General features: G+C 65.2%; 25 protein-coding genes. 15 read left to right on the forward strand and 10 right to left on the reverse strand.

The genetic code is table 11. The annotated features are described in order from the left end of the window. Position 1 precedes the first annotated feature (1 nt). The 4 genes from AVKW3434_RS15730 to AVKW3434_RS15745 form a co-directional block, all read right to left on the reverse strand. A complete protein-coding gene (locus tag AVKW3434_RS15730) occupies positions 2-457 on the reverse strand; it encodes a hypothetical protein (RefSeq protein ID WP_284406605.1) in 456 nt (151 codons plus the stop codon). Positions 458-709: 252 nt separating this feature from the next. Next, the gene (locus tag AVKW3434_RS15735) at positions 710-2,854 is read right to left on the reverse strand and encodes a pectate lyase (protein ID WP_284406606.1); all 2,145 of its coding nucleotides are present in this window, start codon (positions 2,852-2,854) and stop codon (positions 710-712) included. Between the two features lie 319 nt (positions 2,855-3,173). Next, positions 3,174-4,037, reverse strand: a complete 864-nt coding sequence (gene sctT / locus AVKW3434_RS15740; protein ID WP_284394248.1) for a type III secretion system export apparatus subunit SctT — start codon at positions 4,035-4,037, stop codon at positions 3,174-3,176. 7 nt (positions 4,038-4,044) lie between these two features. Next, positions 4,045-4,581 (reverse strand): type III secretion protein, encoded by a 537-nt coding sequence (locus AVKW3434_RS15745; protein ID WP_284406607.1) that lies wholly within the window; start codon positions 4,579-4,581, stop codon positions 4,045-4,047. Positions 4,582-4,828: 247 nt separating this feature from the next. On the opposite strand from AVKW3434_RS15745, the gene sctU reads away from it, so the two are divergent. The 8 genes from sctU (at position 4,829) to AVKW3434_RS15785 (ending at position 12,269) form a co-directional block, all read left to right on the forward strand. Continuing rightward, positions 4,829-5,902, forward strand: a complete 1,074-nt coding sequence (gene sctU, locus AVKW3434_RS15750; protein ID WP_284406608.1) for a type III secretion system export apparatus subunit SctU — start codon at positions 4,829-4,831, stop codon at positions 5,900-5,902. A 26-nt stretch (positions 5,903-5,928) separates the two neighbouring features. Further along, positions 5,929-7,983, forward strand: a complete 2,055-nt coding sequence (gene sctV / locus AVKW3434_RS15755; protein WP_284406609.1) for a type III secretion system export apparatus subunit SctV — start codon at positions 5,929-5,931, stop codon at positions 7,981-7,983. A gap of 11 nt (positions 7,984-7,994) precedes the next feature. Continuing rightward, complete coding sequence (locus AVKW3434_RS15760) at positions 7,995-8,759, forward strand: type III secretion HpaP family protein (RefSeq protein ID WP_284406610.1); 765 nt, start codon at positions 7,995-7,997, stop codon at positions 8,757-8,759. Positions 8,760-8,821: 62 nt separating this feature from the next. Beyond that, positions 8,822-9,808 (forward strand): FliM/FliN family flagellar motor switch protein, encoded by a 987-nt coding sequence (locus AVKW3434_RS15765; protein ID WP_284406611.1) that lies wholly within the window; start codon positions 8,822-8,824, stop codon positions 9,806-9,808. Then, positions 9,805-10,476, forward strand: a complete 672-nt coding sequence (sctR, locus tag AVKW3434_RS15770; protein ID WP_272565652.1) for a type III secretion system export apparatus subunit SctR — start codon at positions 9,805-9,807, stop codon at positions 10,474-10,476. Before AVKW3434_RS15765 ends, sctR begins: the two co-directional genes overlap by 4 nt. 16 nt (positions 10,477-10,492) lie before the next feature. Beyond that, positions 10,493-10,756 (forward strand): type III secretion system export apparatus subunit SctS, encoded by a 264-nt coding sequence (gene sctS, locus AVKW3434_RS15775; RefSeq protein WP_272565653.1) that lies wholly within the window; start codon positions 10,493-10,495, stop codon positions 10,754-10,756. Further along, entirely contained in the window at positions 10,753-11,817 is a 1,065-nt protein-coding gene (locus AVKW3434_RS15780; protein ID WP_284406612.1) for a hypothetical protein, read from the forward strand. The genes sctS and AVKW3434_RS15780 overlap by 4 nt, the downstream gene beginning before the upstream one ends. Then, positions 11,814-12,269 (forward strand): CesT family type III secretion system chaperone, encoded by a 456-nt coding sequence (locus tag AVKW3434_RS15785; protein ID WP_272549503.1) that lies wholly within the window; start codon positions 11,814-11,816, stop codon positions 12,267-12,269. The genes AVKW3434_RS15780 and AVKW3434_RS15785 overlap by 4 nt, the downstream gene beginning before the upstream one ends. A gap of 314 nt (positions 12,270-12,583) precedes the next feature. On the opposite strand, the gene AVKW3434_RS15790 is transcribed toward AVKW3434_RS15785, so the two are convergent. After that, complete coding sequence (locus AVKW3434_RS15790) at positions 12,584-13,297, reverse strand: winged helix-turn-helix domain-containing protein (RefSeq protein ID WP_284394261.1); 714 nt, start codon at positions 13,295-13,297, stop codon at positions 12,584-12,586. A 632-nt stretch (positions 13,298-13,929) separates the two neighbouring features. On the opposite strand from AVKW3434_RS15790, the gene AVKW3434_RS15795 reads away from it, so the two are divergent. After that, positions 13,930-15,357 (forward strand): helix-turn-helix domain-containing protein, encoded by a 1,428-nt coding sequence (locus AVKW3434_RS15795; RefSeq protein ID WP_284406613.1) that lies wholly within the window; start codon positions 13,930-13,932, stop codon positions 15,355-15,357. 46 nt (positions 15,358-15,403) lie between these two features. Here the strand turns inward: AVKW3434_RS15795 and AVKW3434_RS15800 are convergent, their stop codons facing one another. Continuing rightward, the gene (locus AVKW3434_RS15800; RefSeq protein ID WP_284406719.1) at positions 15,404-15,739 is read right to left on the reverse strand and encodes a chorismate mutase; all 336 of its coding nucleotides are present in this window, start codon (positions 15,737-15,739) and stop codon (positions 15,404-15,406) included. Beyond that, positions 15,739-17,238 (reverse strand): anthranilate synthase component I, encoded by a 1,500-nt coding sequence (gene trpE, locus AVKW3434_RS15805; RefSeq protein ID WP_284406614.1) that lies wholly within the window; start codon positions 17,236-17,238, stop codon positions 15,739-15,741. Before trpE ends, AVKW3434_RS15800 begins: the two co-directional genes overlap by 1 nt. Positions 17,239-17,579: 341 nt before the next feature. Between trpE and AVKW3434_RS15810 the strand changes: the two genes are divergently transcribed. From AVKW3434_RS15810 to AVKW3434_RS15835, 6 genes are all read left to right on the forward strand, one after another. Beyond that, positions 17,580-18,176 carry a chalcone isomerase family protein gene (locus AVKW3434_RS15810; RefSeq protein ID WP_284406615.1) on the forward strand — a complete coding sequence of 199 codons (597 nt, stop codon included), beginning with the start codon at positions 17,580-17,582 and terminating at the stop codon, positions 18,174-18,176. A gap of 265 nt (positions 18,177-18,441) precedes the next feature. After that, positions 18,442-19,062: a cytochrome b/b6 domain-containing protein gene (locus tag AVKW3434_RS15815; protein ID WP_284406616.1), complete on the forward strand. Its 621-nt coding sequence runs from the start codon at positions 18,442-18,444 to the stop codon at positions 19,060-19,062. Further along, complete coding sequence (locus AVKW3434_RS15820) at positions 19,059-19,880, forward strand: molybdopterin-dependent oxidoreductase (protein ID WP_284406617.1); 822 nt, start codon at positions 19,059-19,061, stop codon at positions 19,878-19,880. Before AVKW3434_RS15815 ends, AVKW3434_RS15820 begins: the two co-directional genes overlap by 4 nt. Positions 19,881-19,972: 92 nt before the next feature. Then, positions 19,973-20,272 carry a pentapeptide MXKDX repeat protein gene (locus AVKW3434_RS15825; protein WP_284406618.1) on the forward strand — a complete coding sequence of 100 codons (300 nt, stop codon included), beginning with the start codon at positions 19,973-19,975 and terminating at the stop codon, positions 20,270-20,272. Positions 20,273-20,390: 118 nt separating this feature from the next. Next, entirely contained in the window at positions 20,391-20,999 is a 609-nt protein-coding gene (locus AVKW3434_RS15830; RefSeq protein ID WP_284406720.1) for a sigma-70 family RNA polymerase sigma factor, read from the forward strand. Further along, on the forward strand, positions 20,996-21,637 hold the full coding sequence (locus AVKW3434_RS15835) for an NrsF family protein (protein ID WP_284406619.1): 642 nt from the start codon (positions 20,996-20,998) through the stop codon (positions 21,635-21,637). The genes AVKW3434_RS15830 and AVKW3434_RS15835 overlap by 4 nt, the downstream gene beginning before the upstream one ends. Before the next feature lie 28 nt (positions 21,638-21,665). Here AVKW3434_RS15835 and gph read toward each other — a convergent pair whose 3' ends face one another. The 3 genes from gph to AVKW3434_RS15850 all read right to left on the reverse strand — a co-directional run bounded on the left by gph (position 21,666) and on the right by AVKW3434_RS15850 (position 23,845). Continuing rightward, positions 21,666-22,388: a phosphoglycolate phosphatase gene (gene gph, locus AVKW3434_RS15840; RefSeq protein WP_502869102.1), complete on the reverse strand. Its 723-nt coding sequence runs from the start codon at positions 22,386-22,388 to the stop codon at positions 21,666-21,668. Between the two features lie 78 nt (positions 22,389-22,466). Further along, positions 22,467-22,943, reverse strand: a complete 477-nt coding sequence (locus AVKW3434_RS15845; protein WP_284406621.1) for an RDD family protein — start codon at positions 22,941-22,943, stop codon at positions 22,467-22,469. A gap of 89 nt (positions 22,944-23,032) precedes the next feature. Further along, positions 23,033-23,845 (reverse strand): exodeoxyribonuclease III, encoded by an 813-nt coding sequence (locus tag AVKW3434_RS15850; protein ID WP_284406622.1) that lies wholly within the window; start codon positions 23,843-23,845, stop codon positions 23,033-23,035. Positions 23,846-23,873 lie beyond the last annotated feature (28 nt).

Here is a 23,873-nt window from a genome sequence, read left to right on the forward strand (position 1 = left end):
CTCAAGCCGAGGACGGCGCTGGCGCGGGTTCGTCCAGCAGTGCCTGCAGCACGCTGGCCCCGATTCCGTTGAGCATGTCCATGGCGGTGGCCGCGTCTTGCGGCGCCTCGATCCAGGACAGCGAACTGAGCTGCAGCATGCCTTCGGCGGATGCGCCCAGATACCAGCCGAACTCTTTCAGGATCGCGGCCTGCAACGTCAAAAGCTTCAAGACCTCCGGGCCGGCAAGCTCTTGCGCCGCGACCGGCAGCAGCACTTCGGGCAGCACCGCGGCATGCTCGGGGTGCAAATGGAAACGGCCGGCCAAGCCGGCCGGCCCGCTGATGACCCGCGGGGCCACCAGGAGAAGGCCGTCTTCCGCCCGCAGGCCGATGTGCACGGCCAACTGGGTCAGGAAATCGATCTGGGCGCGCGTCGCGGCCTCGGGCACGCGGGCAACGGTGGATGGGGCGCTCATGGGAGTGTCCTATGACGAATTGAGTGGGGGGTGTGGGAGAGAAATCAGGGCACGGAGGTGGCACCGACGGAAAGACATTGCCCTGCCGCTGCTGCTGAAAACGAGGCAGCAGGCCGTGTGGCGGCGGGATGCGCCGCACGCAGGCGCAGCGGCTGGCAGGGCAGGCGAACGCCTGCATGCACCAGCCGCTGTGGCCAAGCAAGGCCGGAAGATCCGCTGGCATGACGCAGCAGACTTCCAGCCTCTTTTTCATCAGCCCGTGAAGGCCTTCGTACCGCGGTTTTCCGCACCTTCCACCTTGGTGGCTGCGGGTGCGAGCACATCGTGGGGCGCGCCAACGATGTCGTTGTTGGCCAGCTTGATGTTGGCCTGCGTCGCGTCGGTACGCACCACGGCTTCCTTGACGTTCCTGATCGTCGAGTTGGTGATCGAGATGTCGGTCGCGAAGTCCTTGCCGCCGTTGGTGCGGACCAGCTTGCTGGTGCCATCGAAGAAGGAGTTGTCGATGGAGAAGGCGCCGCCGTGGTTGAGCTGGAACGTCTTGTCGGTGGCGTTCGATGCGCCGCCGTTCTTGAACACCACGTCGCCTTCGCCCTTCTTCGTCATGAAGTCCTCGCCCACATCGCGTCCGAACACGCCGTCGATGGTGGCATTGCCCATGGTGTGAATGCCATCTGCGCCCGAAATCTGCACATTCTTCAGGGTCGCACCGGGTTCCAGCACGAACAGCGGTTTCTGGCTTTCGCCTTGTCCACCATCTCCCAGGGCAGGGCCGGCCTTGAGATGCATCATCTTGCCGTATTCCTTGAGGCCATCGAAGGTTTCCCCAGCCTTCACGACGATGGTTTCGTTCTGGATCTTCTCGGCGTCATACGGCGGAATGCTCGTCACCTTGCCGGCAGAGCCAGAACCGGTGGTGGAGGGGGTCTCGGAAGGTTTGGTGCCGGTAGACGGACCTGTCGTGGAAGGCTTGTCGGTGGAAGGCTTTTCCGTACCGCCGCCATCACCCACTGGAGGCTTCGTACCGCCGCCATCACCCACTGGAGGCTTCGTACCGCCGCCATCACCCACTGGAGGCTTCGTACCGCCGCCATCACCCACTGGAGGCTTCGTACCGCCGCCATCACCCACTGGAGGCTTCGTGCCGCCGCCATCACCAGAAGGCTTCGTGCCGCCGCCACCACCAGCAGAAGGCTGAGTGCCGCCACCACCACCAGCAGAAGGCTGCGTGCCGCCGCCACCACCGCCTCCACCCGACTCGCTATCGGACTCGTCCGGCTTCTTGCCCGTCAGGAGTTCGATCAGCTTTTGCAGCAACTCCATCAGTTGTTGGGTTGCATCCTGTGCGCCACCATTTTGCTTGTCGCCATTGGCCAGCTTGTCCAATGCGCTGCTGTCGCCCTTGATGAGGGCCTCGACCAATTGCTTGAGCATGTCGCCCGGCGAGCCCTGCCCTTTTGCACCATCAGTTCCATCGACTCCACCGGAATCACCAGTTCCGCCAGTTCCACCGGCATTGCTGGTGCCGCCAGAGTCCTTGGTGCCGCCGGCTCCACCGCCACCACCAGAGCCTTCCGCCTTTCCGCCCTGCAGGGTTTGCAGGATTTGCAGAATCTGCTCGAGCACCTGCAGCAGCTGCTGGATCGACGACTGGCCGTCGCCGCTTTGCGTGCCGTCCGCGCCCTCAGGGCCGCCAGTGCCGCCAGTGCCGCCGGCACCGTTCGTGCCTCCGGTGCCACCCGTACCGTTTTTCCTGCCCAGGTCTTCCACCGCACCCGAGCCACCCGACAGCAATGCTTCGATGAATTGCTTGGCCAGATCGCCAATGTCGCTGGCGCCTGTATTGCCGTCGCCACCACTGCCGCCGCCGTTGGTTTGCCCCGTGCCGCCGGCACTGCCCGTGCCGCCTGTGGTCATCTTGTCCAGGATCTGGCGCAGATAGCTTTCGCCCAGTTGCTCCAGCAGGTTGCCACCGCTGCCGCTGTCCTTGCCCATTTCATCGAGCGTGTTGCCGCCACCGCCGCCGAGCTTGTCGGCAATGCTTTTGGCCAGATCGCTGGCAGGATTCTTCTGCGAGTTCTGCTCCATGGACTTGGCGATCTGCTGCAGCAACTCGCCGAACTGCTGGATCAGGCCGGCCACGCCCTGGCCCTTGTTCGCGCCGCCGCCTCCGTTGGCGCCGCCCGCGCCGCCCTTGCCCGACACACCATCCGTGCCGCCCGCTTTGCTGTCGGAACCGTCTTTGTCCATCGCTTTCATGACTTGCTGCAGCACCAGCACGACCAGCTGGAGCAGTTCGTCCTGCAGTTTCTGGGAAGAGTTCTGTTGGTTGTCCGACAGAGAGTCCAGGTTGTTGTTGAACCGGGAGGTGGTCTGGGTTTGGAAATTGACTGACATACTGACTCCTTAAGGCAAAGTGAAAAAAAAGCTGCCCACCCCATGGCGGCTCAGACAGAGAAATTCGGCGGAGGGATCCACCGTGTTGCGCGACGGCGTGGGTTCAGAGAAAGCGACTGACTGCGGTGGCGACCGGATCGACACGTGGTGGGAAACCCCGGCCCCGCGGTGCACATCGCTGGGACACTGCAGGCGCGGCGGCACGAGGGGCCGTCCACAACTCACCGACACAGCGCATCGGCGCGCCGCCAGTGCACAGGACAGGCTGGCAGCCCAGTTGCGAAGGCGGTACTGCGCGGCCTGCCGGTTGCCCTCAGCGTCATCCATGGGGCACCGCCGGCGATTGGGGTGAGGCAGGGGGCGAGGCCGCAGGCGACAGCAAGCGCTTGATGCGCTCGGCCACGGGCCGCATCGTGAGTTGCGGCCGCACCTGCTGGAAGAAAACGCCCACCAGGAGCACCAGCAGCAGCATGGTCGTCGCCCCCTTGATGGGCTGCGCGAGGCTGTTGGGCTCCAGTTTTTCTGCGGCCTTGCCGAGCAAGCCGATGCCCAGATCGATGAGCATCAGGATCACGATCACCGGTCCGGCGATCTTGAGCACGGTTTCGGCGTAGTTGGTGACTTCGGTCGGCAGGAACCGCTCCATCAGCACCGACCAACTGGGCATGACGCCCGTGAGCGGCCACCACTCGTACGAATCGAACAGCAGGCCGATGAAGACCAGCATGCCCCCCAGCATGTAAAAGCCTACGATGGCCAGTTGCGACAGCAGGTTGCCCACCGGCGTGCTCTGCTGGCCGCTGAGCGGATTGGTCTGCTGGATGTTGTTGTAGCCGGTCTGGTTGTCAATGAGCATGCCCACGCTCTCGGCCACCCAGAAGACGGTGCCGACCGCGAACCCGATCAGCATTCCGATGACGCCCTCCTTGAGCACCAGCACCGCCATGTCCACGGCGGTCAGCGAATGCAGCAGTTCGGTCGGCTGGCCCCAGGCCACAAAGGCGCCCAGCACAAGCACGAGCCCACCGCGAGTGCGCCCATACAGGAGCATGTCGTTCGTCGCCGGCATGACGAGCATGGCGGCATAGATGCGCGCAGTGGACAGTGCCAGCACGGCAAAGAAGCCCTTGAGATCGAGGGTCAGCTGGAAAAGGCCCAGCCCCTGCTGCATGGAGGGGTCCATCGCCACCTCATGCCCTGGCGCCGCGCGCCAACTGCAATCGCGTGCGCGCAGCGGCACGGGAGCAGGCCAGCATGCGAGCAACGGCCGTTTCCTCTGCCTCCTCGTCCTGCGCGTCCTCCTGGGCCCGTTCAGCCTCCTGCACGGCTCGCTCCAGCCGGGCCTCGGTCGCCTCCAGTTGCTGCGTTGCGCGCCGCAGCGCGAACTCTCGCTCGGCCACCCGCTGCACGGCGGCCTCCACCTGCGCTGCCGCGCGCTGCGTCAGCTTGCCGGCATCGGCGCTGCGCACTTCCGCCTCCTTGACCAGGATTTGCAGCGTCACCACGTCCTGCGCATGAAAGCCTTGCGGACGCTCCGTGGTCGAGGCGATGCGGCCGCGCAGGTCGCTCTCGGCCTGGCGCACCTGCGCCTCCTCGGCCACGGCCGCTTCGTGCGCGGCATGCTCGCGATCGCGCTGCCGGGCGCTCTCCTGCAATGCCGCTTCGCTCTGCTCGACACGCCGCTTCTTCAGGCGCACCAGGATGCGCAACCCCTTGATCGTGCTCATGAATCCCTCTCCAGCGGCCAACCGACATCGATTGACCTTCTGGCGGCAAGACTAGAAGCGCGCGGCCTCGCGCCATGGAACCCGAACGAAGGCAGTCACGGCAATGCGAATGTGGGCACGCAGCGCAGGACTGCGATCCGTCACGTTCGTCTGCGAGGGCAAGGACTTCGCATGGATCGCATGCCAGGCGGCGTGCAAAGCTAGATTGCAAGAACCCATCGCGCACCGCGACCAACGAGCCCACGCCATGTCAGAAAAAACGGAAGAACCCACAGACAAGAAGCTCCTGGACGCCCGCAAGAAGGGAGAGGTTCCCAAGAGCCAGGACGTCGTGGCCGCGGCCATCCTGGTGGCCTCGCTGCTGGTGCTGATCGGCTCCGGCCCCATGCTCTACGACCACATCGCGAAGGTGGTGAAAACCGCCATGCACCAAGGCATGCAGGCGCAGGACACGCAGGAGGTTCTGGCGCTGATTTCCTCCATGGTGCTGGACGGCGCGATCGCCGCGTTCTCCCTGGTCATCGTCTCCGTGCTGGTGGCGATCATTGCCATGATGGGCCAGGTGGGGGTGATCATTTCGTTCGAAGCCATCCAGCCGAAATTCGAAAAACTGAACCCCGCCGAAGGCCTCAAGAAACTGATCAACGCACGCTCGATCATCGAGTTCTGCAAGTCGGTGGTGAAGGCCGTGGCACTGGGGGCCGTGATCTGGCAAATCGTGCTCAGCCTCGTGCCATTGCTGGTGGGCTCGGCCTACCTTTCTGCCCAAGGCGCGGGTCAGGTGGCGTGGAGCGCCATCCTGCGGTTGATCGGTTTTTCGTGCCTGGTGTTCGTGATCATCGGTCCCGTGGACTTCGGCTTGCAGCGCTGGCTGTTCATGCGCGACCAGCGCATGAGCAAGGACGATATCAAGCGGGAGCGCAAGGACAGCGACGGAGACCCCCATGTCAAGGGCCAGCAGCGCTCGCTGCGCGACGAGCTGGCCAACAGTCCACCGCAGGAACGCGTGCCCGGCGCCACCGTGGTGGTCACCAACCCGACCCACTACGCCGTGGCCCTGCTCTATGAGGAAGGCGTCACGCCCCTGCCCATCGTGGTGGCCAAGGGGATGGATGCACAGGCCGCAGTGATCCGCGGCCTGGCCGCAACGCATGGTGTTCCGATCATCGCCAACCCGCCCCTGGCCCGCGCGCTGCACCGCCTGCCGCTGAACCAACCCATTTCCGAAGAGCTGCTCGAGTCCGTTGCCGTCGTGCTGCGCTGGGTCGCAGAACTCGACCAATTCGGCGGCGGCACGGCCGCAAACACCTCTCCTCCCTGACAAGCCTTCACCACCAGGAACACCCCATGGCCAAACGCTTCGACTCCACCCTGGTCAACGACATGACGATGGCGGGCTTTCTCGTCGGCGTGATCGCACTGATGATCCTTCCGCTGCCGACCATGCTCATCGATGCGCTGCTGGCCATCAACCTCACGGTGAGCATCCTGCTGCTGATGACCACACTGTTCATACCGGACGCGCTGTCGCTTTCAACCTTTCCTTCGCTGCTGCTGTTCACCACGCTGTTCCGGCTGGCGCTGAACATCGCCTCCACCAAGGCGATCTTGCTGCATGCCGATGCAGGCCACCTGATCGAGAGCTTCGGGCAGTTGGTGGTGGGCGGCAATCTGGTGGTGGGGATCGTGGTGTTCCTGGTCATCACCATCGTCCAGTTCATCGTGATCGCCAAAGGCTCGGAGCGGGTGGCGGAAGTCGGCGCGCGCTTCACGCTGGATGCCCTGCCAGGCAAACAGATGAGCATCGATGCCGACTTGCGCGCGGGCCTGTTGACGCCCGATGAAGCCAAGCGAAAACGCGCTCACCTCGGAATGGAAAGCATGCTGCACGGCGGCATGGACGGCGCGATGAAGTTCGTGAAAGGCGACGCCATCGCCGGGCTGATCATCACGATGGTGAACATCCTCGCAGGGGTTGTGGTCGGCATCATGTACCACAACATGACCGCCGGCGAAGCGGCCAACCGCTTCGCGGTGCTGTCCATCGGCGATGCCATGGTGTCGCAGATTCCGGCCCTCTTCATCTGTATGGCGGCCGGCGTTCTCACCACCCGCGTGACCGACGAGCACAAGAAAAAGCCCACCTCGCTCGGCCAGGACATGACCGAGCAACTCACCCGCAACCCCCGTTCGATGTACCTTGCCGCGGCGCTCACGGCGGGCTTCGGCTTCATTCCGGGCTTTCCGATGGTGCCTTTCGCCCTGCTGGCGGGCGGTCTGGTGGCTGGCGGGCACTTCCTCACCAAGAAACGAACCCAGCTCGCGGGCAACTCGCTGTCCAAGCCGATCGCGGCCCTGATGCGCGAAGGGGCCAAGGGAGACGCGCCCTCCATCCAGCAAAAAGCCCCCGAGTTCGCCAAGCCGCTGTCGATCCGCATGTCGGATGCGTTGGGCAAGCTGATCGATGCAGAGCGGCTCAACGGCGCACTCAACAAGGAACGGGAAGGACTGCAGTCCCGGCTGGGCCTGCCGTTTCCCGGCGCTGCGATGTGGGTGGACATCGAGCTGACCGGCCTGCGCTACGAAGTGCTGATCAACGACGTTCCGGTGGCGCAGCCTGAACTGCCGGGCCGCATGCTGCTGCTGCTCGACCCCCAATCGCCCCTGGCCGCATCGGCCCAGCCACACGGGCCCGCACTGGGCAGCGAGGTCTCGCTGTGGCTGGCGCCGGAGGCCGTGCCCATGGCCCAGCGAGAAGGCGCATGCATCGATGTGGAGCAGGTCATCGCGCGCGAAGTCGTGGGCATGCTGCAGCGGCACGCCCACCTGTTCATGGGGGTTCAGGAGGTGCAGTGGGTGATCGAGCGCAGCACGCCGGAATACCCCGGTCTCGTGGCCGAGGTGCAGAAGATCATGCCCCTGCAGCGCATGGCCGAGGTGCTGCGCAGGCTGCTGGAAGAACAGGTGCCGATCCGCAACATCCGCAGCATTTTCGAGAGCCTGATCGTCTGGGGGCCCAAGGAAAAAGACCTGTTGCTGCTCACGGAGTACGTGCGCTCCGACCTCGGCCGCTATCTCGCGCATGAAGCGACCAGTGGCCAGCGGCATCTGTCGGCCATCTTGCTCGATCCGGACATCGAACAGGCGATCCGCGGCTGCATCAAGCCCACGCCGGCGGGGAACTACCTGGCCATGTCGCCCGACGACGCGCGCGACCTGACCGAGCGCATCGCCGCGGTCGCCGATACCGCCAGGCAGCCCGGCGTGGCCTTGGTGACGTCGATGGACATTCGCCGCTATGTCAAGAAGATGATCGAAAGCCGCCTCGACTGGCTGCGCGTGTACTCGTTCCAGGAGTTGGGAACCCAGGTGGAACTGCGGCCTATCGGCCGCGTTTCCTGAGGACCGCGGCCATGACCTCTCTCCAGCGCCCCGATCACACCCTGCGCCACGTCGCGCACCCTGCAGTGGCGGCCACCGCCGCGCTGCTGCGGCCGAACTCGCAAGAACGGTTTCGCCGCGAGCTGTTCCCCCCCGCACTGCCGCAGGATGACCCCGCCGAAGGCGAGGCGATCGAGTCCACCGATCCCTTCGCCATGGCTTCGGAGGGCGCCCCGCCCGATCCCACGGAATCGGGCGAGGGAGAGCCTCGGGAGCAGGCCGACTCGCAAGGCGATTCGCCGCACGAAGAAGACCGGGACGACAACGCACCGCCCGCTCCTGCACCGCAGGCAGCGACGCCGGATCCATTGCCACCGCAATATTTCTTCATCCAGGGCGATACCGTGCCGCCGCCACTGGCACGCACACCCGCCCCCGGGGAAGCGGGGCAAGACCTGCCCGACGACCGGCCACCCGTGCACGCCGTCGGGGCCACCGGTACCGCCACGGATGCGGAGCCGCCGCAATGGCTGCGGGATACCGCGCAAACCATTACCGATCTGTGCCTGCGGGCAGACCCGGCCTTCCAGTCCTGGGCCGTCACAGTGCCCATGGACCCCAAGGTGCTGCCGGAATGCGAACTGGCCCTGGGGCTTTCGTCCTATGCCATGACGCTTCGCTTCCGAACGGTGTCGCCCGAGTCCCGCCACCTAATCTCAAAGCATCGCGATCAACTGCACGGGTTGCTTGCCCGCCTGGGCACGGCCCATCGAAGCATCGACATTGACCTGGAATGACCTTGAACGCTGTCAAGCCACCGGCTTTCCCCTTAAGCGACCTCGCAAGGTATCTCCCGCCCATGGACCACGGCGAAGCCCGTCTGGCGCGGGTGATGTTCGATCGGCGGTTCGTGCGTTGGGTCCGGGCCCTTTCGGGACAACCGGGTGCGTCGATCAGCCGGGCGCCTGGTCGATCCGGCAAACGCATCAGCATGGAATTTCGGTCGGCGCAGGGCACGATGCGGCTGTCGGTCCCCAGGACCGACTGGCCTGCGCTGGAGATGGCGGCGCGCCTGCCGGACCCCGCGCTGGCGCGGGACGTTGCGCAGTCGCTACTGGCCCAGCCGCTCGCCCCGTTCCAGTCCCGCTTCGCAGGCCTGGTGCTGCATGGGATGCAGCTGGACTCCGGCGCTGCGCCTTTCGAGATCACCGCAAGAAATCGCCGCATCGGGCCGCAGGCCATCGACGAAGCGATGGCCGGGCAGATCCAGGCGCTGCTGGCTTCCTCGGTCCGAAGCGACGCAAGCCACCTTCTCGGCTTGCGCGTGGCCTGCCGTATTCGGCTTACGCGCAAGACGTATGGCGCCTCCGAACTGGGCTCGATCAGGGCAGGCGACGTGCTGCTCACAGGCGTGCCCGCCGGCGCTTCGGCCTCTTTGCATTGCCACTTGTCTTTTGGAATGGGCGTCTCCATGGAAACCACTGCACAACTCGATATCGACTCGCACGAAGCCACGCTCGACGGGGCACCTCAGCCCGGCAGCGAACCCATTCCGGAGCACGACCTGCCAGCGGGTGCGGAAATCGGTGCCATCGGAAAGCTGTCCATCCCCGTGGCCTTCGAGATAGACAGCGCCCGTGTCCGGCTTGACGATCTCGCGGCCTTCGGTCCGGGCTCGGTCATCACGCTGGACATGCCCGTGCGCGAAGCCCTGGTGCGCCTCGTGTGCCACGACCAAGTGGTCGGTACCGGCCGCCTGATCGTCATCGGCGAGCAGCTCGGGGTACGCATCGAGCGAATGGGGCTCAGCCAGGCGGCCGAAGCACCACCACAAGACTTGCCATGACCCCGTTGTCATCCGTCCAGGGGCTGGACCCCATCTCGCTGTTCATCGCCCTGATGGCGCTGGCGGTTCTGCCGTTCGCGGCCATGGTGGTGACCTCGTACACCAAGGTGGTGGTGGTGCTGGGCTTGCTGCGCAACGCGCTGGGCATCCAGCAGGTGCCGCCCAACATGGTGCTCAACGGCATCGCCATCATCATTTCGATCTACGTCATGGCGCCGGTCGCCATGGAGGCGGCCGACAAAATCCAGAACGGGCCGCCGTCATCGCAGACGTCGAACACCCAGCAGCTGCTGGCAGCCGCCTCCGCCGCGAAGGAACCGTTCCGGCAGTTCCTCGTCAAGCACGCGCACCCGGCCGAAAAGGCATTTTTCCTGAAGTCGGCACAGGCGATATGGCCCCAGGAACGCGCAAAAGCGCTTCTGGTCGACGACCTGATCGTGGTGGCCCCGGCTTTCTTGCTGACGGAGCTGACGGCCGCCTTTCGCATCGGCTTCCTGCTGTATCTGGCCTTCGTGATCGTGGAGCTCGTCATCGCCAACGTGCTGCTGGCCATGGGCCTGTCTCAGGTGTCGCCCACCAACATCGCCATCCCGTTCAAGCTGCTGCTGTTCGTCGTGCTCGACGGGTGGTCCCAGGTCATGCACGGACTCGTGCTGACCTATCGATGACGGAGGACGCAACCCCATGACGCACGACAACATCGTTCAACTGACGTCCGAAGCACTGATGCTGTGCCTCATTCTGTCGCTGCCCGCGGTGGCCGTGGCGGCCATCGTCGGTTTGCTGGTGGCGCTGGTGCAAGCCGTGACATCGCTCCAGGATGCTGCCATTTCACAGGGCATCAAGCTGATCTGCGTGACCGTCACCGTTGCGGTCTCTGCCCCTTGGGTCGGGACCACCGTGTTGCAGTTCTCCCAGAGGCTGCTTGCGGCCACGTTCACGCCATGAACCCCAATACGCCGCTCTTCCGCGGGCTACAGCAGTTGCAGCGGCTCAAGCAGTTGCACCTGCGCGAGCACAACCACCTGCTCGCAGTGCAGCATGAGCAAGCCGCGCGCAGCGCCTCGCTCATGCAGCAGGGCCGGTTCGGTGACTACATTTTCCGTACGGTCCCCCGGCCGCCGCTGCCCTTGCCACCCAAGCAGACCCGGCTCCCCGGCCAGCCCGATGCCCCGCTTTTTGCGCCAGGGCAGGACATTCCGCTCGAAATCCTGCAAACCGATCCCGAAGAATCCGAAGCACGGCTGGGATCTGCCGAGCGGTGGAAAGCGGCCCTCGACGACGACCGCGGAGAGCGCTATGCGCGGTACCGGGAATCGCTGCGGGACACCGGGAACGAGCCCACGGCGCTGGACAGCTTTCTGCGACAAGGAAGCAGCAGCCGTGACAAGGGGGACTCCCAAGAGAACTCCGAAGGCGGCAACTCTGGATCTGGTTCCGGCTCGGGATCCGGCTCCGGCTCCGGGTCGGGTTCCGGTTCCGGTTCCGGCTCCGGCTCCGGCTCCGGCTCCGGCTCCGGCTCCGGCTCCGGGTCAGGGTCAGGCAAAGGCGATCAAGGAAGTTCACGTGACAACCCTCATGCAAGCCGAATGGCCAAATCGGGCTTCGCTGAGGGAGCCATGGCGGCCCACCAGGTTTTGCAGCGGCATTACGCCGGCACGGCGCAAGACCGGGCCCATGTCCTCACACAGCGGCTTTGGGAGCACAGCCGAAAGCCCCACTTCGCTGCCACCCCCACTCGGGGCATGGCGGAGATGGCAGCGTACCTGCAAAACCACGAAGAGCGGGGTGCATTGGGCACCCTTCAGCGGGTCAAGATGGCGTTGTTGCTGTGCGGAGGTCCCGCTCCCGATGCAGCCAGTGACACCGTTCGCATGAAAGACCTCAAGGCCTTGCTGCCGCTCGCGTTGCTGAGCACCGATCTCCCGCGCACGCCGTCCCAGGCGAGCATCGCTGCAGAGCGGCAACTGCAGGCCAGCCAGTCCCTGAAACGGCCCGTTCGCCCATGAGTCTCGATCAATACAACCAGTTGGTCACCGAGCTGTGCGAGGCCATCGACTTGCCCGATCCGCAGGCAGTGCTCGCACAGGGCTGGATCGAGGTCGAAGGGTTCGAGGTTCTGCTGTCGCACTACGAGAACGACCCCGCCGCGCTGTATCTCAACTTCCATTTCGGCATCGTCACCGCAGGGCGCACGCTGACCATCTTCCGGCTCCTGCTGGAAGCCAACCTCACCGTGTATGCGCAGGATCAGGCCCAGGCGGGCATCAACCCCGATACGGGCGGCATCATCCTGATCGTGCGGGTGCCGATGACACCGGAAATCACCGGGACCTGGCTGGCCGAAACGCTGACCCACTACACCGAGCACGGACGCTACTGGAAAGACAACGTGCTGAGCTCCACCGACGAAGCCTTCAACGGCATTTGCGCGGGGGACTACATCTGGCTCAAGGTTTGAAACCCGGGCCCCCGCCGCCAATGCCCTGATCGGGCTAGAACGTGTTCAAGGCCTTTTTTGGAGCTCATGCTGACGCGCAATCGGAGGGGGTGGGCCCCAGTGGCACCGCATGGGCGGGTGCGCATGCAGGTCGCCGGAGCGCTGCGTCATCCGGTTCCGCTCCAGCCCGCGGGACCCGTACCTTCTCAGGCGGCCGGCGGCGTGGCAGCGCTGGCCGAAGTCCCAGGCGATGGCTGGCGCATTGCGCCTTGCACCCCATCCCGAAACGTCACTTGCACGGCCCGAAAAAGACATTGAGCACGTTCCTGCTGTCTTTACCAGTAAAGCGCGGTGTATTCGCTGCCGACCGCTTCCGTCCCCTCATGGGACAGCAACCGGTAGCCGCGTCCATAAGCCGCCTGGACGCGCAGTTGGCAACCGGCCTCCCGCAGCTTGGTGCGCAGCTTGTAGATGTGCTGCTCCAGGGTGCGTTTGTTGGATTCAACCGAGCGCCCCCACACCTTGGCGATGATCGTGGGCAAAGACACCACCTGGTTGGGCTTGGAAAACAGCAGGCAGGCCAGTTCGCATTCGCGGTGCGTGAGACCCACCGTCTTGTCCCCATGAACGAGGCAAAGCCTGGCCGGGTCGAGCCGGCAGCCGTCGACATCGATCGGGTGGGCGGCCTGGAACGCCTGGGCTTCCATGTGGCCGCGCAGCCGGGTCTTGAGTTCGTCATGCCCGACGCGGGAAAGGCTGATGTAGTCCACCGCCCCGCAGGCCAGGGCCACGCCGAAGCCGGCGTGCAACTCGGCCCCCACCACCACGACGGGAACCTGATCGGAGACGCAGGTTTTGATCAATCCCAGATCTTCCGCCAAGGTGCCTCCGCAGTCTTCAAGGATCACGGCATCAAAAGCCTGCTGCCTCACTTGCATGCGGAAGGCCGCAATGCTGACGTGCAGCATGGCTTGAATTCCGCCACGGGAAAGCAGATCCACCAGGAACTGGTTCACCGTCGATCGACGCGAAAGAAGAGCAATGTTCATGGAATCCCTCGACGCAAATTTATATCGACAAATGGCGGCGCATCACGCTGCCCCCCTGGCCTGTTCAGCTGGGCGTGGGTGCCAAAAAATCGCCATCCGGTTGCTACACATAGTCACAGATTTTGCAATTTTTTCCCAGCCTTCCGCGGAACAGAATCAGCAAAATATTCTCTGCAGTATGCCCTTTCGATAGGTCAATTGCTTATAGGCAATAACTATTCGACGCCATAGCAGTCCCTTATCAGTCTCCAACTCCGGCCTTGTGCGCTCAATCGGCTGGCGCAGCAGTCCCTGTTTTTTTGCTGGCAGTTCTGGATCCGCGGCGCCTCCCTCTCTCGCTGAAAATCCGGTCCTCGACGACCTGATTTCACTCTAAACACCTCGCATGAATGCAGAAACAGCCCTTCATGAAAAACCGGTGACTCGCCGATGAATATTGGATGAACGGGGGAGCAGATGTGCTGCCAATAGCTTCAGGCAACGCGTGCAAAGGTATCCGAAGCCACTCACCACAAAACGTGGCAATTAGCAAAAGTTGAGGATTGAACGTAAGGAAGTTGAGCATTGCCCGGACGCCCGTTCCTAGCATTGACTGGTCATCAATCAAAGGCGCGGCAACACCGCGAAGACCCATGCTGCTCACACTTCTGTCGTTGACCTGCCAGCGCGCCCAAGCCCAGGCGCCAGAGCTTTCCAATCTCATTCATGCCATGCGCGTCAAGGACGCAGCGGGCATCGGCCGCCGGCGCCTGGAGCGCAATGGGCGTGATACGGGCACGCCACAGGAAGGCGCGCTGCTCGGACGCAGCCTGCTGCTGGTTGGCATGGAAGAGGCGGCCAGCGAAGTGTTTCACCAGCAACTCAAGGCCTATGACCAGGTTTCGCGCAGCAACGTGCGCTGGCAGTCGGCACTGGACCAGGCCTGGCTCTTTCATCATCTGAACAAGCCCGCCCGCGCCGTGGCTTGCTGGTCGATCGTGGCTGGCGACCACGAGGCCCCGCTTGAGTTGCGTGTGGAAGGCCATTGCGGCAAGGCGCTGTCACTGCAGGCCCTGGGCCAGCATGCAGAAGCCCTGGCCACCGCACGCCAGGCGGAAGCGCTCTGCCAATCTGCCGCTGCAGCCGTGCTGGAGCCGCACGCCAGGGCGATCCGCCTGGAGGTACTGGCCCGGGTGCACCTGCTGCGCCATGAAGAACTGACCGACCATGCCCTCTCGGAGTCCGCCATGGCGCTGGCACGCGATCTGCCCACCGCGGCGGAGATGGTGGCCGAACTGGCAGCGCTCGAGTCGAGCACCCACGTGCCCGAGCTTCTGCGGGCCCGCCTGGCTTTCCTGCGCTGCGGCTTGTTGGGACACCATCCCGCCAGTCGGCAAGAGGCGGTGGCGGGCTTCGTGCGCTGGCTGCGCGAACACGAATTGGCCGGCCTGGAATCGCAAGTGCGGGTGGAGGCCTGCCTCGCATTGCTGACCGACAAGGCGGCCACGGGTGCCCGCGATGTGATCCAGCCGCTGGCCAGCGTCGAACGCGAGGTCGATCGGCACCCTTACGCATCGGACATCCAGTACTGCCTGTCCAAGATCCACATGGAAGAAGGCCGGCTGGGCGAGTCACTGCGCCAGTACAAGCGCCACGTGGCCCAGGCCATGCGGGTGGTGCACAACACGGTGCTGGCGCGCATGAACAGCGCCGCGTCCACCCTGCCCTCCCAGGCCCAGGACACGACCGGGTTGCGCCTGCCGCCCCGCTACCGCGCGGCCTACCGCTACATCGTGGAGCACCTGCACGACGCCAACCTTTCGGTGCGTGAAATCGCGGGCCGCCTGGGGGTCACCGAACGCGCGTTGCAACTGGCGTTCCGCAACCACCTGGGCATGACGCCTGCCGAACTGATCCGGACCGAGCGCGTGAAGCGCATCGAAGACGAACTGCGCGAGATGAGCGAAACCGGCGGACGGGCCCACATGCTGGACGTCGCGTCACGCTGGGGCATCTGCAACCGGTCCACGCTGGCCAACGCCTTCAAGCTGTCCGCCGAGCGTCCCGCCGATGCGCACTGACATCACGGCTGGCGGGACGCGACAGCCGCCCGCAGCCACCCTGCGGTCACTTCACGGAGGTCTTGGCGCCTTGCTCGACCAGCCGCGCGAACTCTTCATGCTCGTAGGCGATGTAGGTCTCCATCATGCTGCGGTAGATGGCCTCGATCACCTCGGGCTCGCCGCCTTCGGCCAGCGCACGCTCGCGCACCCGGTGCACGATGAATTCGATGCGGCCTTCGTCCCGCACCTGGGACTCGCGCTGCTTGTTCAACGCCGCCTGGGTCATGTAGCCGCCGCGCTCCACCAGCAACGGCACCAGGATGTCGTCCAGCGCGTCGATGCGCGCGCGCACCTGCGCCATGCTGCTGCAGCGCTCCACCTTGTCGATCGCCCGGGTCATCATTCGAGTCCTTCCTCAACCAGTTCGGCAGCGCGCAGCAGGGCGCGGGCCTTGTGTTCCGTTTCCTTCCACTCCAGCTCGGGCACCGAGTCGGCCACGACGCCGGCCGCGGCCTGAACATAGAGCGTTCCGTCCTTCACGATGCCGGTGCGGATGGCAATGGCCACATCCATGTCCCCGGCGTAGCTGAGATAGCCGCACGCCCCGCCATACAGGCCACGCTTGACGGGCTCCAGCCGGTCGATCAGTTCCATCGCATGCACCTTGGGCGCGCCGGTGAGCGTGCCTGCCGGAAACGTGGCCTTGAGCACGTCCATGTTGGTCATGCCGTCGTTGAGCAGGCCCTCGACGTTGCTCACGATGTGCATCACGTGGCTGTAGCGCTCCACGGCGAACGCCTCCGTCACCTTCACCGTGCCCGTCTTGGCGATGCGCCCGATGTCGTTGCGCGCAAGGTCGATCAGCATCACGTGCTCGGCGCGCTCCTTGGGGTCGTTGACCAGCTCGACTTCCGTGGCCTTGTCATGCTCCGGCGTGTTGCCGCGCGGGCGCGTGCCGGCCAACGGCCGGATCGTGACCTTCTGGCCTTGCGGGGTGCTCTCTTGCCGCACCAGGATCTCGGGCGACGCCGAGACGATGTGGAAGTCGCCCATATGGTAGTAAAACATGTAGGGCGAGGGGTTCAGCGACCGCAGCGCGCGGTACAGGGAGAGCGGCGACTCGGTGTAACGCTTTTGGATGCGCTGGCCCACCTGCACCTGCATGAAGTCGCCCGCGGCGATCAGCTCCTTGGCACGGTCCACCGCCGCCAGGTAATCGGCCTTGGCAAAGTCGCGCTGGGGGGGATGGCTCTCCGTCGGCTTGACGACCGGCGCGGCCACCGAATATTTGAGCTGGTCCTTCAAACCCCGCAGGCGTTGCTTGCCTCTGGAATACGCCTCGGGCTGGCCCGGGTCCGCGTAGACGATGAGGTACAGCTTGCCCGAGAGGTTGTCGATGACGGCCAGTTCCTCGCACTGCAGCAGCAGGATGTCCGGCATGCCCATCGTGTCGGGCGGGCAACTGGCTTCGAGCTTCTTTTCGACGTAACGCACCGCGTCATAGCCGAAATACCCCGCCAGCCCGCCGCAAAACCGCGGCAGGCCGGGGCGCAGCGCCACCTTGAAACGTTTCTGGTACGTCTCGATGAAGTCCAGCGGATTGCCGGCGGCGGTCTCGACCACCTGCCCATCGGTGACCACCTCGGTCTTGGCGTCGGCCCCGAAGCCGCTGGCCCGCAGCAAGGTGCGCGCCGGCAGGCCAATGAAGCTGTAGCGGCCGAACCGCTCGCCCCCCACGACCGATTCGAGCAGAAAGCTGTATTTTCCGCCGTCCTTGCTGTAGGCCAGCTTCAGGTACAACGACAGCGGCGTCTCCAGGTCGGCGAAGGCCTCCGCAATGAGTGGAATGCGGTTGTAGCCTTCGCTGGCCAGGCTTTTGAATTCAAGTTCTGTAATCACGGGAATTTCCCAATCGGGCAGCGCCAGCACAAGGACGTGGGGCGCCGCAGTTCATTGCGTTCGGCCCGTCAGGGCCACGGGTGCAGCTGGGATTGCCCCAGGTGCCATCAGGCGTTCGATGCGGCTGGCTTGCGCCAGGGCCAGGCTCCCCGGTCGCTGCAACCTGTGATGAACACATGGTGAATGAACATGGGGAGAAAGTGTAGCAAAGCGCCTGCGGCCGCCCACCGCGGCCGGCGAACCAGGGGCGCGGCCGCAATCCTTGCTGAAAACCCTGTTGTGCCTGCCCCGGCACGCGGCAACAATCAGAAACGAACGATCGTTCTTTTTCTGGAGTTGCCATGATGTCTCTGCAGCGGTGGCTGGCAGCCACCCTCGCCGGCCTTCTCGTGACCATGGGGGCCGCCTGGGCCCAGGTCGTGACCGTCGCCGATGTGAAGTACGCCACTGCCCTGCCTCTGCAAGGCAGCCCGTTGCTGCTCAATGGCGCGGGCATCCGCTACAAGGCCGTGTTCAAGGTCTACACGGCGGGCCTGTACCTGGAGCGCAAGGCGGGCACGCCGCAGGAAGTGGCCGCCCTGCGCGGTCCCAAGCGGCTGTCGATCACCATGCTGCGCGACATCGAATCGGCCGAACTGGGCAAGCTGTTTTCGCGCGGCATGGAAGACAACATGGACAAGGCCTCGTTCTCCCGCCTGGTGCCCGGCGTGCTGCGGATGAGCGAGATCTTTTCCCAGCACAAGAAGCTCTCGGCCGGCGACACCTTCACCGTGGACTGGCTGCCCGGCACGGGCACCGTGGTCAGCGTCAAGGGCGTGGCGCAGGGCGAGCCGTTCCGCGAGCCCGAATTCTTCGATGCCCTGATGGGCATCTGGCTGGGCGAGCGGCCGGCGGACTGGAAGCTCAAGGACGCCCTGCTGGGCAAGGCGGATGGCTGACTCAGTGTCCGCGGCCCTCCGGCTGGCGGCGCACGGGCATCCGGCCCCTGCTTTTCCTGCCCCGCAACCCGGATGCTATTAATTTTATAGCTACATGCCCTAGTACATATTGCGCCAGAGCATGATTCGACCGCTTTGAAGAAAACCGCGATGCCGGCACGGCACCTGAATTCCAGGAATTTTTTCACCCGCCTGTAACCCGCGGCGCATTCCGCCCGAACTACTGGACGAGGCCCGATCGCCGGGCCCTCTTTCAGGAGCATTCATGGCGGCATCCGCGAAACCACAGCCCATCCACCCCTTGTGGATACGCATCAGCCACTGGCTGAACGCCCTGGCGGTGCTGATCCTCACCGCCAGCGGCTGGCGCATCTACAACGCGGCGCCGCTCTTCCCTTTCACGCTGCCCGACGCGCTGACCCTCGGCGGCTGGCTCGGAGGTGCACTGCAGTGGCATTTCGCCGCCATGTGGCTGCTGGCGGCCAACGGCCTGTTCTATCTGGCGATGAACCTCGCCAGCGGCCGGCTGGCCCGCAGGTTCTTTCCGGTCTGGCCGCGCGCCGTGCTGCGCGATGCCACGGACGCCCTGCGCGGAAAGCTCGCCCACACGGATGCGCGCCAGTACAACAGCGTGCAGCGGCTGGCCTATCTGTTCGTGATGCTGGACCTTCTGGTCCTGGTGCTGTCCGGGCTCGTGCTGTTCAAGTCTGTGCAGTTCCCCGTCTTGCGGGAATGGCTGGGGGGCTACGAGTTCTCGCGCCGCATCCATTTCGTAGCCATGGGGCTGCTGGTCGGGTTCATTGCCCTGCACGGTGTGATGGTGGCCCTGGTGCCGCGCACGCTGCTCACCATGCTGAGCGCCGGCCGCCAAGGGAGTGCGGCATGAACCTCTTCAGACGCCGGAGCTTGTCCAATGCCGATGCAGACTTGGCCTTGGCCTTGGCCTTGGCCTTGGCCTTGGCCTTGGCCGACGCGCGCAAGCTCCTGGAGCGCCACATGGCGCCCGCCGCACGCCGCCATTTCCTGCGCGGCAGCCTGACGCTGGGCGGACTGTCCCTGCTGGCCGGCTGCAGCATCAGCGACAACGAGGATGTGGAAGCCATGCTCCAGCGCATCTCGCGCTGGAACGACCGGGCCCAGGGATGGCTGTTCGACCCCGGCCGGTTGGCGCCCACCTATCCCGAATCCATGATCGTCCGGCCGTTTCCCTTCAATGCGTACTACGGCGAAGACGAAGTCCGGATCGTGAAAGAGGAAGGCTACCGCCTCGAAGTGGCCGGCCTGGTGGCCGAAAAACGCCCCTGGACCCTTGCGGCACTGCGCGCCCTCGCGCAGCAGGAACAGGTCACCCGCCACATCTGCGTGGAGGGCTGGAGCGCCATCGGAAAGTGGGGCGGCGTGCCTTTCGGCGATTTTCTGCGGCGCATCGGCGCCGACCTGAGCGCGAAGTACATCGGCTTCGCATGTGCCGACGACTATCACACCAGCATCGACATGGCGACCGCGCTGCATCCGCAGACGCTGCTCGCGCTGACCTGCGACGGCGAGCCATTGCCACCGAAATACGGCTTTCCGCTGAAGCTGCGCATACCGACCAAGCTGGGCTACAAGAACCCGAAACACGTCATGGCGATGTCCGTGACCAACACCTATCCAGGCGGCTACTGGGAAGACCAGGGCTACAACGGGTTCGGCGGCAGCTGAGCGATCGGGCTCGGCGCCGCAGACGGCGCGGCCGTGCCCGATTCCCGGGTGCGGCGCAATTTTTCTCTTCTCTCTCTAAAAGGACTTTCGACATGAACAAGCTCACGACCGCACTGCTCGCCGCCTGCCTGACCGCGGCCTCCGTCTCCGCCATGGCGGCAGACGACATGATGAAAAAGGACCCCATGGCCAAGGACTCGATGGCGAAGGAAGCCACGCCGAAAGACGCCATGAAACACGACGGCATGAAGAAGGATGCGATGAAGAAAGACGGCATGAAGCACGACCCTATGGCCAAGGATTCCATGGGAAAGGACGCGATGAAGAAAGATGAGATGAAGAAGGACGAGATGAAGAAGGACGAGATGAAGAAGGACGAGATGAAGAAATAAGCCACGCATGCCTGCAGGCAGTGGGTCCATGCATGCCGTCAGCGCAGGCGGCGTTCGAAGCCATCGCGCGATGCGCGCGAGTGGTGCCGATGCCGGCGCCGTGTACCCTGATGCGGCCATGGCACCCCGACCGCCTCGAGATATTGCGCACCTCCAGACCGAACAGCACCTGCGAAGCCTGATGCTCGCCGGGCTGGAGGGCGATGCGGCGGCGTACCGGCAATTCCTGCAGCAGATGGCAACCCGCCTGCGGTCGTTCTACCGCCGGCGGTTGTCCGGTTGGCCCGACGATGTGGAGGACCTCGTGCAAGACACCCTGCTGGCCCTGCACAACCAGCGCCACACCTACCAGCGCACCCAGCCGCTCACGGCCTGGGTGCACGCCATCGCGCGCTACAAGATCATCGATCTGCTGCGCGCGCGCCAGGCGCGCGAAGCGCTGCACGACCCCCTGGACGACGATGAAACCGGCCTCTTCGATCACGCCGAGGACACGGCCGCCGAGGCCCGGCGCGATCTCGGGCGACTGCTCGCCACACTGCCCGACCGCCAGCGCCTGCCCATCGAACAGGTCAAGCTGCATGGCCGGTCGGTCTCCGACGTGGCCCTGGAAACCGGCATGACGGAATCCGCCGTGAAAATCGGCATCCACCGGGGCCTGAAGGCGCTGGCGAGCCGCATCGCGTCTTCGTCCCCCCCCACGGCGAAGCCAAAGGCCTCCCCATGAAAACCGACGATCTGATCCATCTATTGGCCGCCGACACGGTGCCGGTCCCTCGCCATGCCGCAGCGAAGCGCCTGGCGCTCGGCCTTCTCCTGGCCGTGCCGGTTTCGGGTTGGCTGATGCGGTATGGGCTCGGGCTCAATCCAGCGCTCGGCCAATACGCCACCCTGCCCATGTTCTGGGTGAAGTTCGGCGCTCCGCTGCTGATGGCCCTGGCCGCGTTGCGGCTGGTCGCCCGGCTCGGAAAACCGGGCTCTGTCACCCGCGTCGCATGGCTGGGCTGGGCCGCCCCGATCGGCCTGGTGTGGGCCCTGGGGCTGATGGCGGTGTGGCAGGCCCCCGCGGCACAACTGCCGGAGCTGGTGCTCAGCCGCACCTGGCGTGTGTGCGCGGAAAACATCGCGATGCTGTCGCTGCCGGTGTTCCTGGCCGCGATCTGGGTGCTGCGGGGTATGGCGCCCGTCCGCCCCGCATGGGCCGGCGCAGGGGCTGGCGCCCTGGGCGGCGCGGTTGGCGCCACGGTCTATGCGCTGCACTGCCCGGAGCTGGCCGCACCGTTCATCGCCATCTGGTACGTTCTGGGCATGTCGCTGCCAGTGGCCGCTGGTGCCGTGCTGGGGCCTCGGCTGCTGCGCTGGTAGCGGGCCATCGCCCCGCTGCTGCGGCGCGTCAGGGGCCGGGCAGCAGCGCCTCCAGCGAATCGACATAGCCGTCGGCATCCACCTCGCGCACGGGTTGCCCGTGGTTGTAGCCGTAGGTCACCAGCACCACGGGGCAGCCGGCGGCGCGGGCCGCCCGGGCATCGTTGCTGGAGTCGCCGATCATCAGCGTGCGCGCGGGCACGGTGCCCAGCGCCTCGCAGGTCCTGAGCAACGGCATCGGGTCGGGCTTCATGCGCTCGAAGGCATCGCCGCCGAACACCTTCTCGAAGAAGCCGTCCAGCCCCTTGGCCTCCAGCAGCGCAACGGCGAACGCCGTGGGCTTGTTGGTCAGGCAGGCCAGGCGCACGCCTTGCCGCCGCAGCGCCTGCAGCCCGGTGACCACGCCAGGGTACAGCGCGGCGAACTGGCCGTTGACGGCGGCGTAATGGCGCTGGTAGCTTTCCCAGGCCTGCGGATAGATTGCTTCTGTTTTGATAGCAATACGCCCTAGTGAATCATGCGCCAGAACGTGATTGAGCACTGAATGAATCAGGTGCTGCGAGCCCTTTCCCACCATGCGTTCGATGTCGGGCGCCGCGATACCGGGCAGCCCCAGCTCGTGCAGCATGCGGTTGATCGCCTCGGAAAAATCGCCGAGCGTGTCCACCATGGTGCCGTCCAGGTCCACGATCGCGGCATCGGCTTGTGCGGTGGGCAGCGGAATCCAGTCTGAAAAGGGGGCAGATTGCATCGTCATGGCCATGAAAACAGGCGTGCAGTGAATGAAGGCGGGGTGGCGCCGTGGCGGTCCTTGAGCGGGCGGACGTCTTCAACCCTCTGGAAAACTCACCGCCTGCGTCCCACGCCGCTTCGGCCGCACGACCACCGTGCCCGCCAGCTTATCGTGCCAGCCCTGCTTGCGGCCGTCGAACGCCACCCACAGCAGGCCCAGGCCCAGCGGAATCGCGGAGGCGAAATACGCCACGTAGCGGCCTACGGACTGCCCGGGGGTCATCGGCTTTCCGGTGGCGGCATCCACCACGCGGGCGCCGATGGCCATCTTGCCCGGCGTGGCCTGCCGGCTCAGCCAGAACAGCACCACGGCCACGGCCGGCAGCACCCAGGAGATGACGAAATCCGCAGGCCCCAAGACCAGGCGCTCGGATTCGAAATACGCCCAGCCATAGAACGCCACCAGCAGCGGCACCGTCACGACGATCAGCAGCACGGTGTCGATCAGCGTCGCGCCCACGCGCGCCCAGAAGCCGACATATTCGAGATCGGGAAAACCGCTGGGGTCGTTCATGGCATCGTTTCCTTCTGAAGCAGGTGTTTGCGGCCTCAGGGGTCGAGGCACCCTGGATTCTGGCAGCGATCGCCGGCCTGCGAGGGGTTTCAAACGCCAGTCGGCCCGGCCGCCCGACGCCGCACCGGCGCCTTCGCCACCGTCAGTTCCGCCCAGACGGGGGCATGGTCGCTGGCATCGTCCTTTCCGCGCTCGTCCCGGTCCACGCCGGCGTCCGCCACGTGGAGCATGCGGCTCACCAGGATGTGATCGATGCGCAGCCCCGCATCGCGCTCCCAGCGCCGGCGCCGGTAGTCCCAGAAGGTGAACGGCACGTCCTTCGGGTGCACCGTGGCGATGGCATCCGTCCACCCCTGGGCCAACAGATCGGCATAGGCTTGCCGGGGCGCCGGCTGCAACAGGGCGTTGTCCGCCCACGTGTCGGGCCGGTAGATGTCCGCATCCGTCGGCACGACGTTCCAGTCGCCCATCAGCACCACGGGATGGCCAGACGCCCAGAGCGCCTGGGCGCGGCGGTTCAGCCGCTCGAACCAACGCAGCTTGGCGTCGAATCGGGGGCCGGGTTGCGGGTTGCCGTTGGGCAAGTACAGGCAGGCGTAGAGCACGCCGTTGACGGCCGCTTCGAGGTAGCGGGCTTCCTTGTCGGCCGGGTCGCCCGGCAGCGCGGTCAACACGGGCAGCGGATCGTGCCCGCGGCCGAGCAGCGCCACGCCATTCCATGTGCGCTGGCCGACGGCCACGCCCCGGTAGCCCGCCGCGCGCAGCGCCTCATCCGGGAACTGCGCCGTGGGACATTTGAGCTCCTGCAGCGCGACCACATCGGGCCGCGTGCGCTGCAGCCAATCGACCAGCCGGTCGATCCGCTTGTTGACGTTGTTGATGTTCCACGTGGCGACGCGCATGGCATCACCGGTCTGGACACGCGGGCGA

Origin of the sequence: Acidovorax sp. SUPP3434, from assembly GCF_030159015.1 — a bacterium.
Lineage (GTDB): Bacteria > Pseudomonadota > Gammaproteobacteria > Burkholderiales > Burkholderiaceae_C > Paracidovorax.

Bases quoted from the DNA above. Each gene is read 5' to 3' on its own strand.
- AVKW3434_RS15730 (WP_284406605.1), bottom strand. From the start codon at position 457: ATGAGCGCCCCATCCACCGTTGCCCGCGTGCCCGAGGCCGCGACGCGC.
- AVKW3434_RS15735 (WP_284406606.1), bottom strand. From the start codon at position 2,854: ATGTCAGTCAATTTCCAAACCCAGACCACCTCCCGGTTCAACAACAAC.
- sctT (WP_284394248.1), bottom strand. From the start codon at position 4,037: ATGGACCCCTCCATGCAGCAGGGGCTGGGCCTTTTCCAGCTGACCCTC.
- AVKW3434_RS15745 (WP_284406607.1), bottom strand. From the start codon at position 4,581: ATGAGCACGATCAAGGGGTTGCGCATCCTGGTGCGCCTGAAGAAGCGG.
- sctU (WP_284406608.1), top strand. From the start codon at position 4,829: ATGTCAGAAAAAACGGAAGAACCCACAGACAAGAAGCTCCTGGACGCC.
- sctV (WP_284406609.1), top strand. From the start codon at position 5,929: ATGGCCAAACGCTTCGACTCCACCCTGGTCAACGACATGACGATGGCG.
- AVKW3434_RS15760 (WP_284406610.1), top strand. From the start codon at position 7,995: ATGACCTCTCTCCAGCGCCCCGATCACACCCTGCGCCACGTCGCGCAC.
- AVKW3434_RS15765 (WP_284406611.1), top strand. From the start codon at position 8,822: ATGGACCACGGCGAAGCCCGTCTGGCGCGGGTGATGTTCGATCGGCGG.
- sctR (WP_272565652.1), top strand. From the start codon at position 9,805: ATGACCCCGTTGTCATCCGTCCAGGGGCTGGACCCCATCTCGCTGTTC.
- sctS (WP_272565653.1), top strand. From the start codon at position 10,493: ATGACGCACGACAACATCGTTCAACTGACGTCCGAAGCACTGATGCTG.
- AVKW3434_RS15780 (WP_284406612.1), top strand. From the start codon at position 10,753: ATGAACCCCAATACGCCGCTCTTCCGCGGGCTACAGCAGTTGCAGCGG.
- AVKW3434_RS15785 (WP_272549503.1), top strand. From the start codon at position 11,814: ATGAGTCTCGATCAATACAACCAGTTGGTCACCGAGCTGTGCGAGGCC.
- AVKW3434_RS15790 (WP_284394261.1), bottom strand. From the start codon at position 13,297: ATGAACATTGCTCTTCTTTCGCGTCGATCGACGGTGAACCAGTTCCTG.
- AVKW3434_RS15795 (WP_284406613.1), top strand. From the start codon at position 13,930: ATGCTGCTCACACTTCTGTCGTTGACCTGCCAGCGCGCCCAAGCCCAG.
- AVKW3434_RS15800 (WP_284406719.1), bottom strand. From the start codon at position 15,739: ATGACCCGGGCGATCGACAAGGTGGAGCGCTGCAGCAGCATGGCGCAG.
- AVKW3434_RS15810 (WP_284406615.1), top strand. From the start codon at position 17,580: ATGATGTCTCTGCAGCGGTGGCTGGCAGCCACCCTCGCCGGCCTTCTC.
- AVKW3434_RS15815 (WP_284406616.1), top strand. From the start codon at position 18,442: ATGGCGGCATCCGCGAAACCACAGCCCATCCACCCCTTGTGGATACGC.
- AVKW3434_RS15820 (WP_284406617.1), top strand. From the start codon at position 19,059: ATGAACCTCTTCAGACGCCGGAGCTTGTCCAATGCCGATGCAGACTTG.
- AVKW3434_RS15825 (WP_284406618.1), top strand. From the start codon at position 19,973: ATGAACAAGCTCACGACCGCACTGCTCGCCGCCTGCCTGACCGCGGCC.
- AVKW3434_RS15830 (WP_284406720.1), top strand. From the start codon at position 20,391: ATGGCACCCCGACCGCCTCGAGATATTGCGCACCTCCAGACCGAACAG.
- AVKW3434_RS15835 (WP_284406619.1), top strand. From the start codon at position 20,996: ATGAAAACCGACGATCTGATCCATCTATTGGCCGCCGACACGGTGCCG.
- gph (WP_502869102.1), bottom strand. From the start codon at position 22,388: ATGCAATCTGCCCCCTTTTCAGACTGGATTCCGCTGCCCACCGCACAA.
- AVKW3434_RS15845 (WP_284406621.1), bottom strand. From the start codon at position 22,943: ATGAACGACCCCAGCGGTTTTCCCGATCTCGAATATGTCGGCTTCTGG.
- AVKW3434_RS15850 (WP_284406622.1), bottom strand. From the start codon at position 23,845: ATGCGCGTCGCCACGTGGAACATCAACAACGTCAACAAGCGGATCGAC.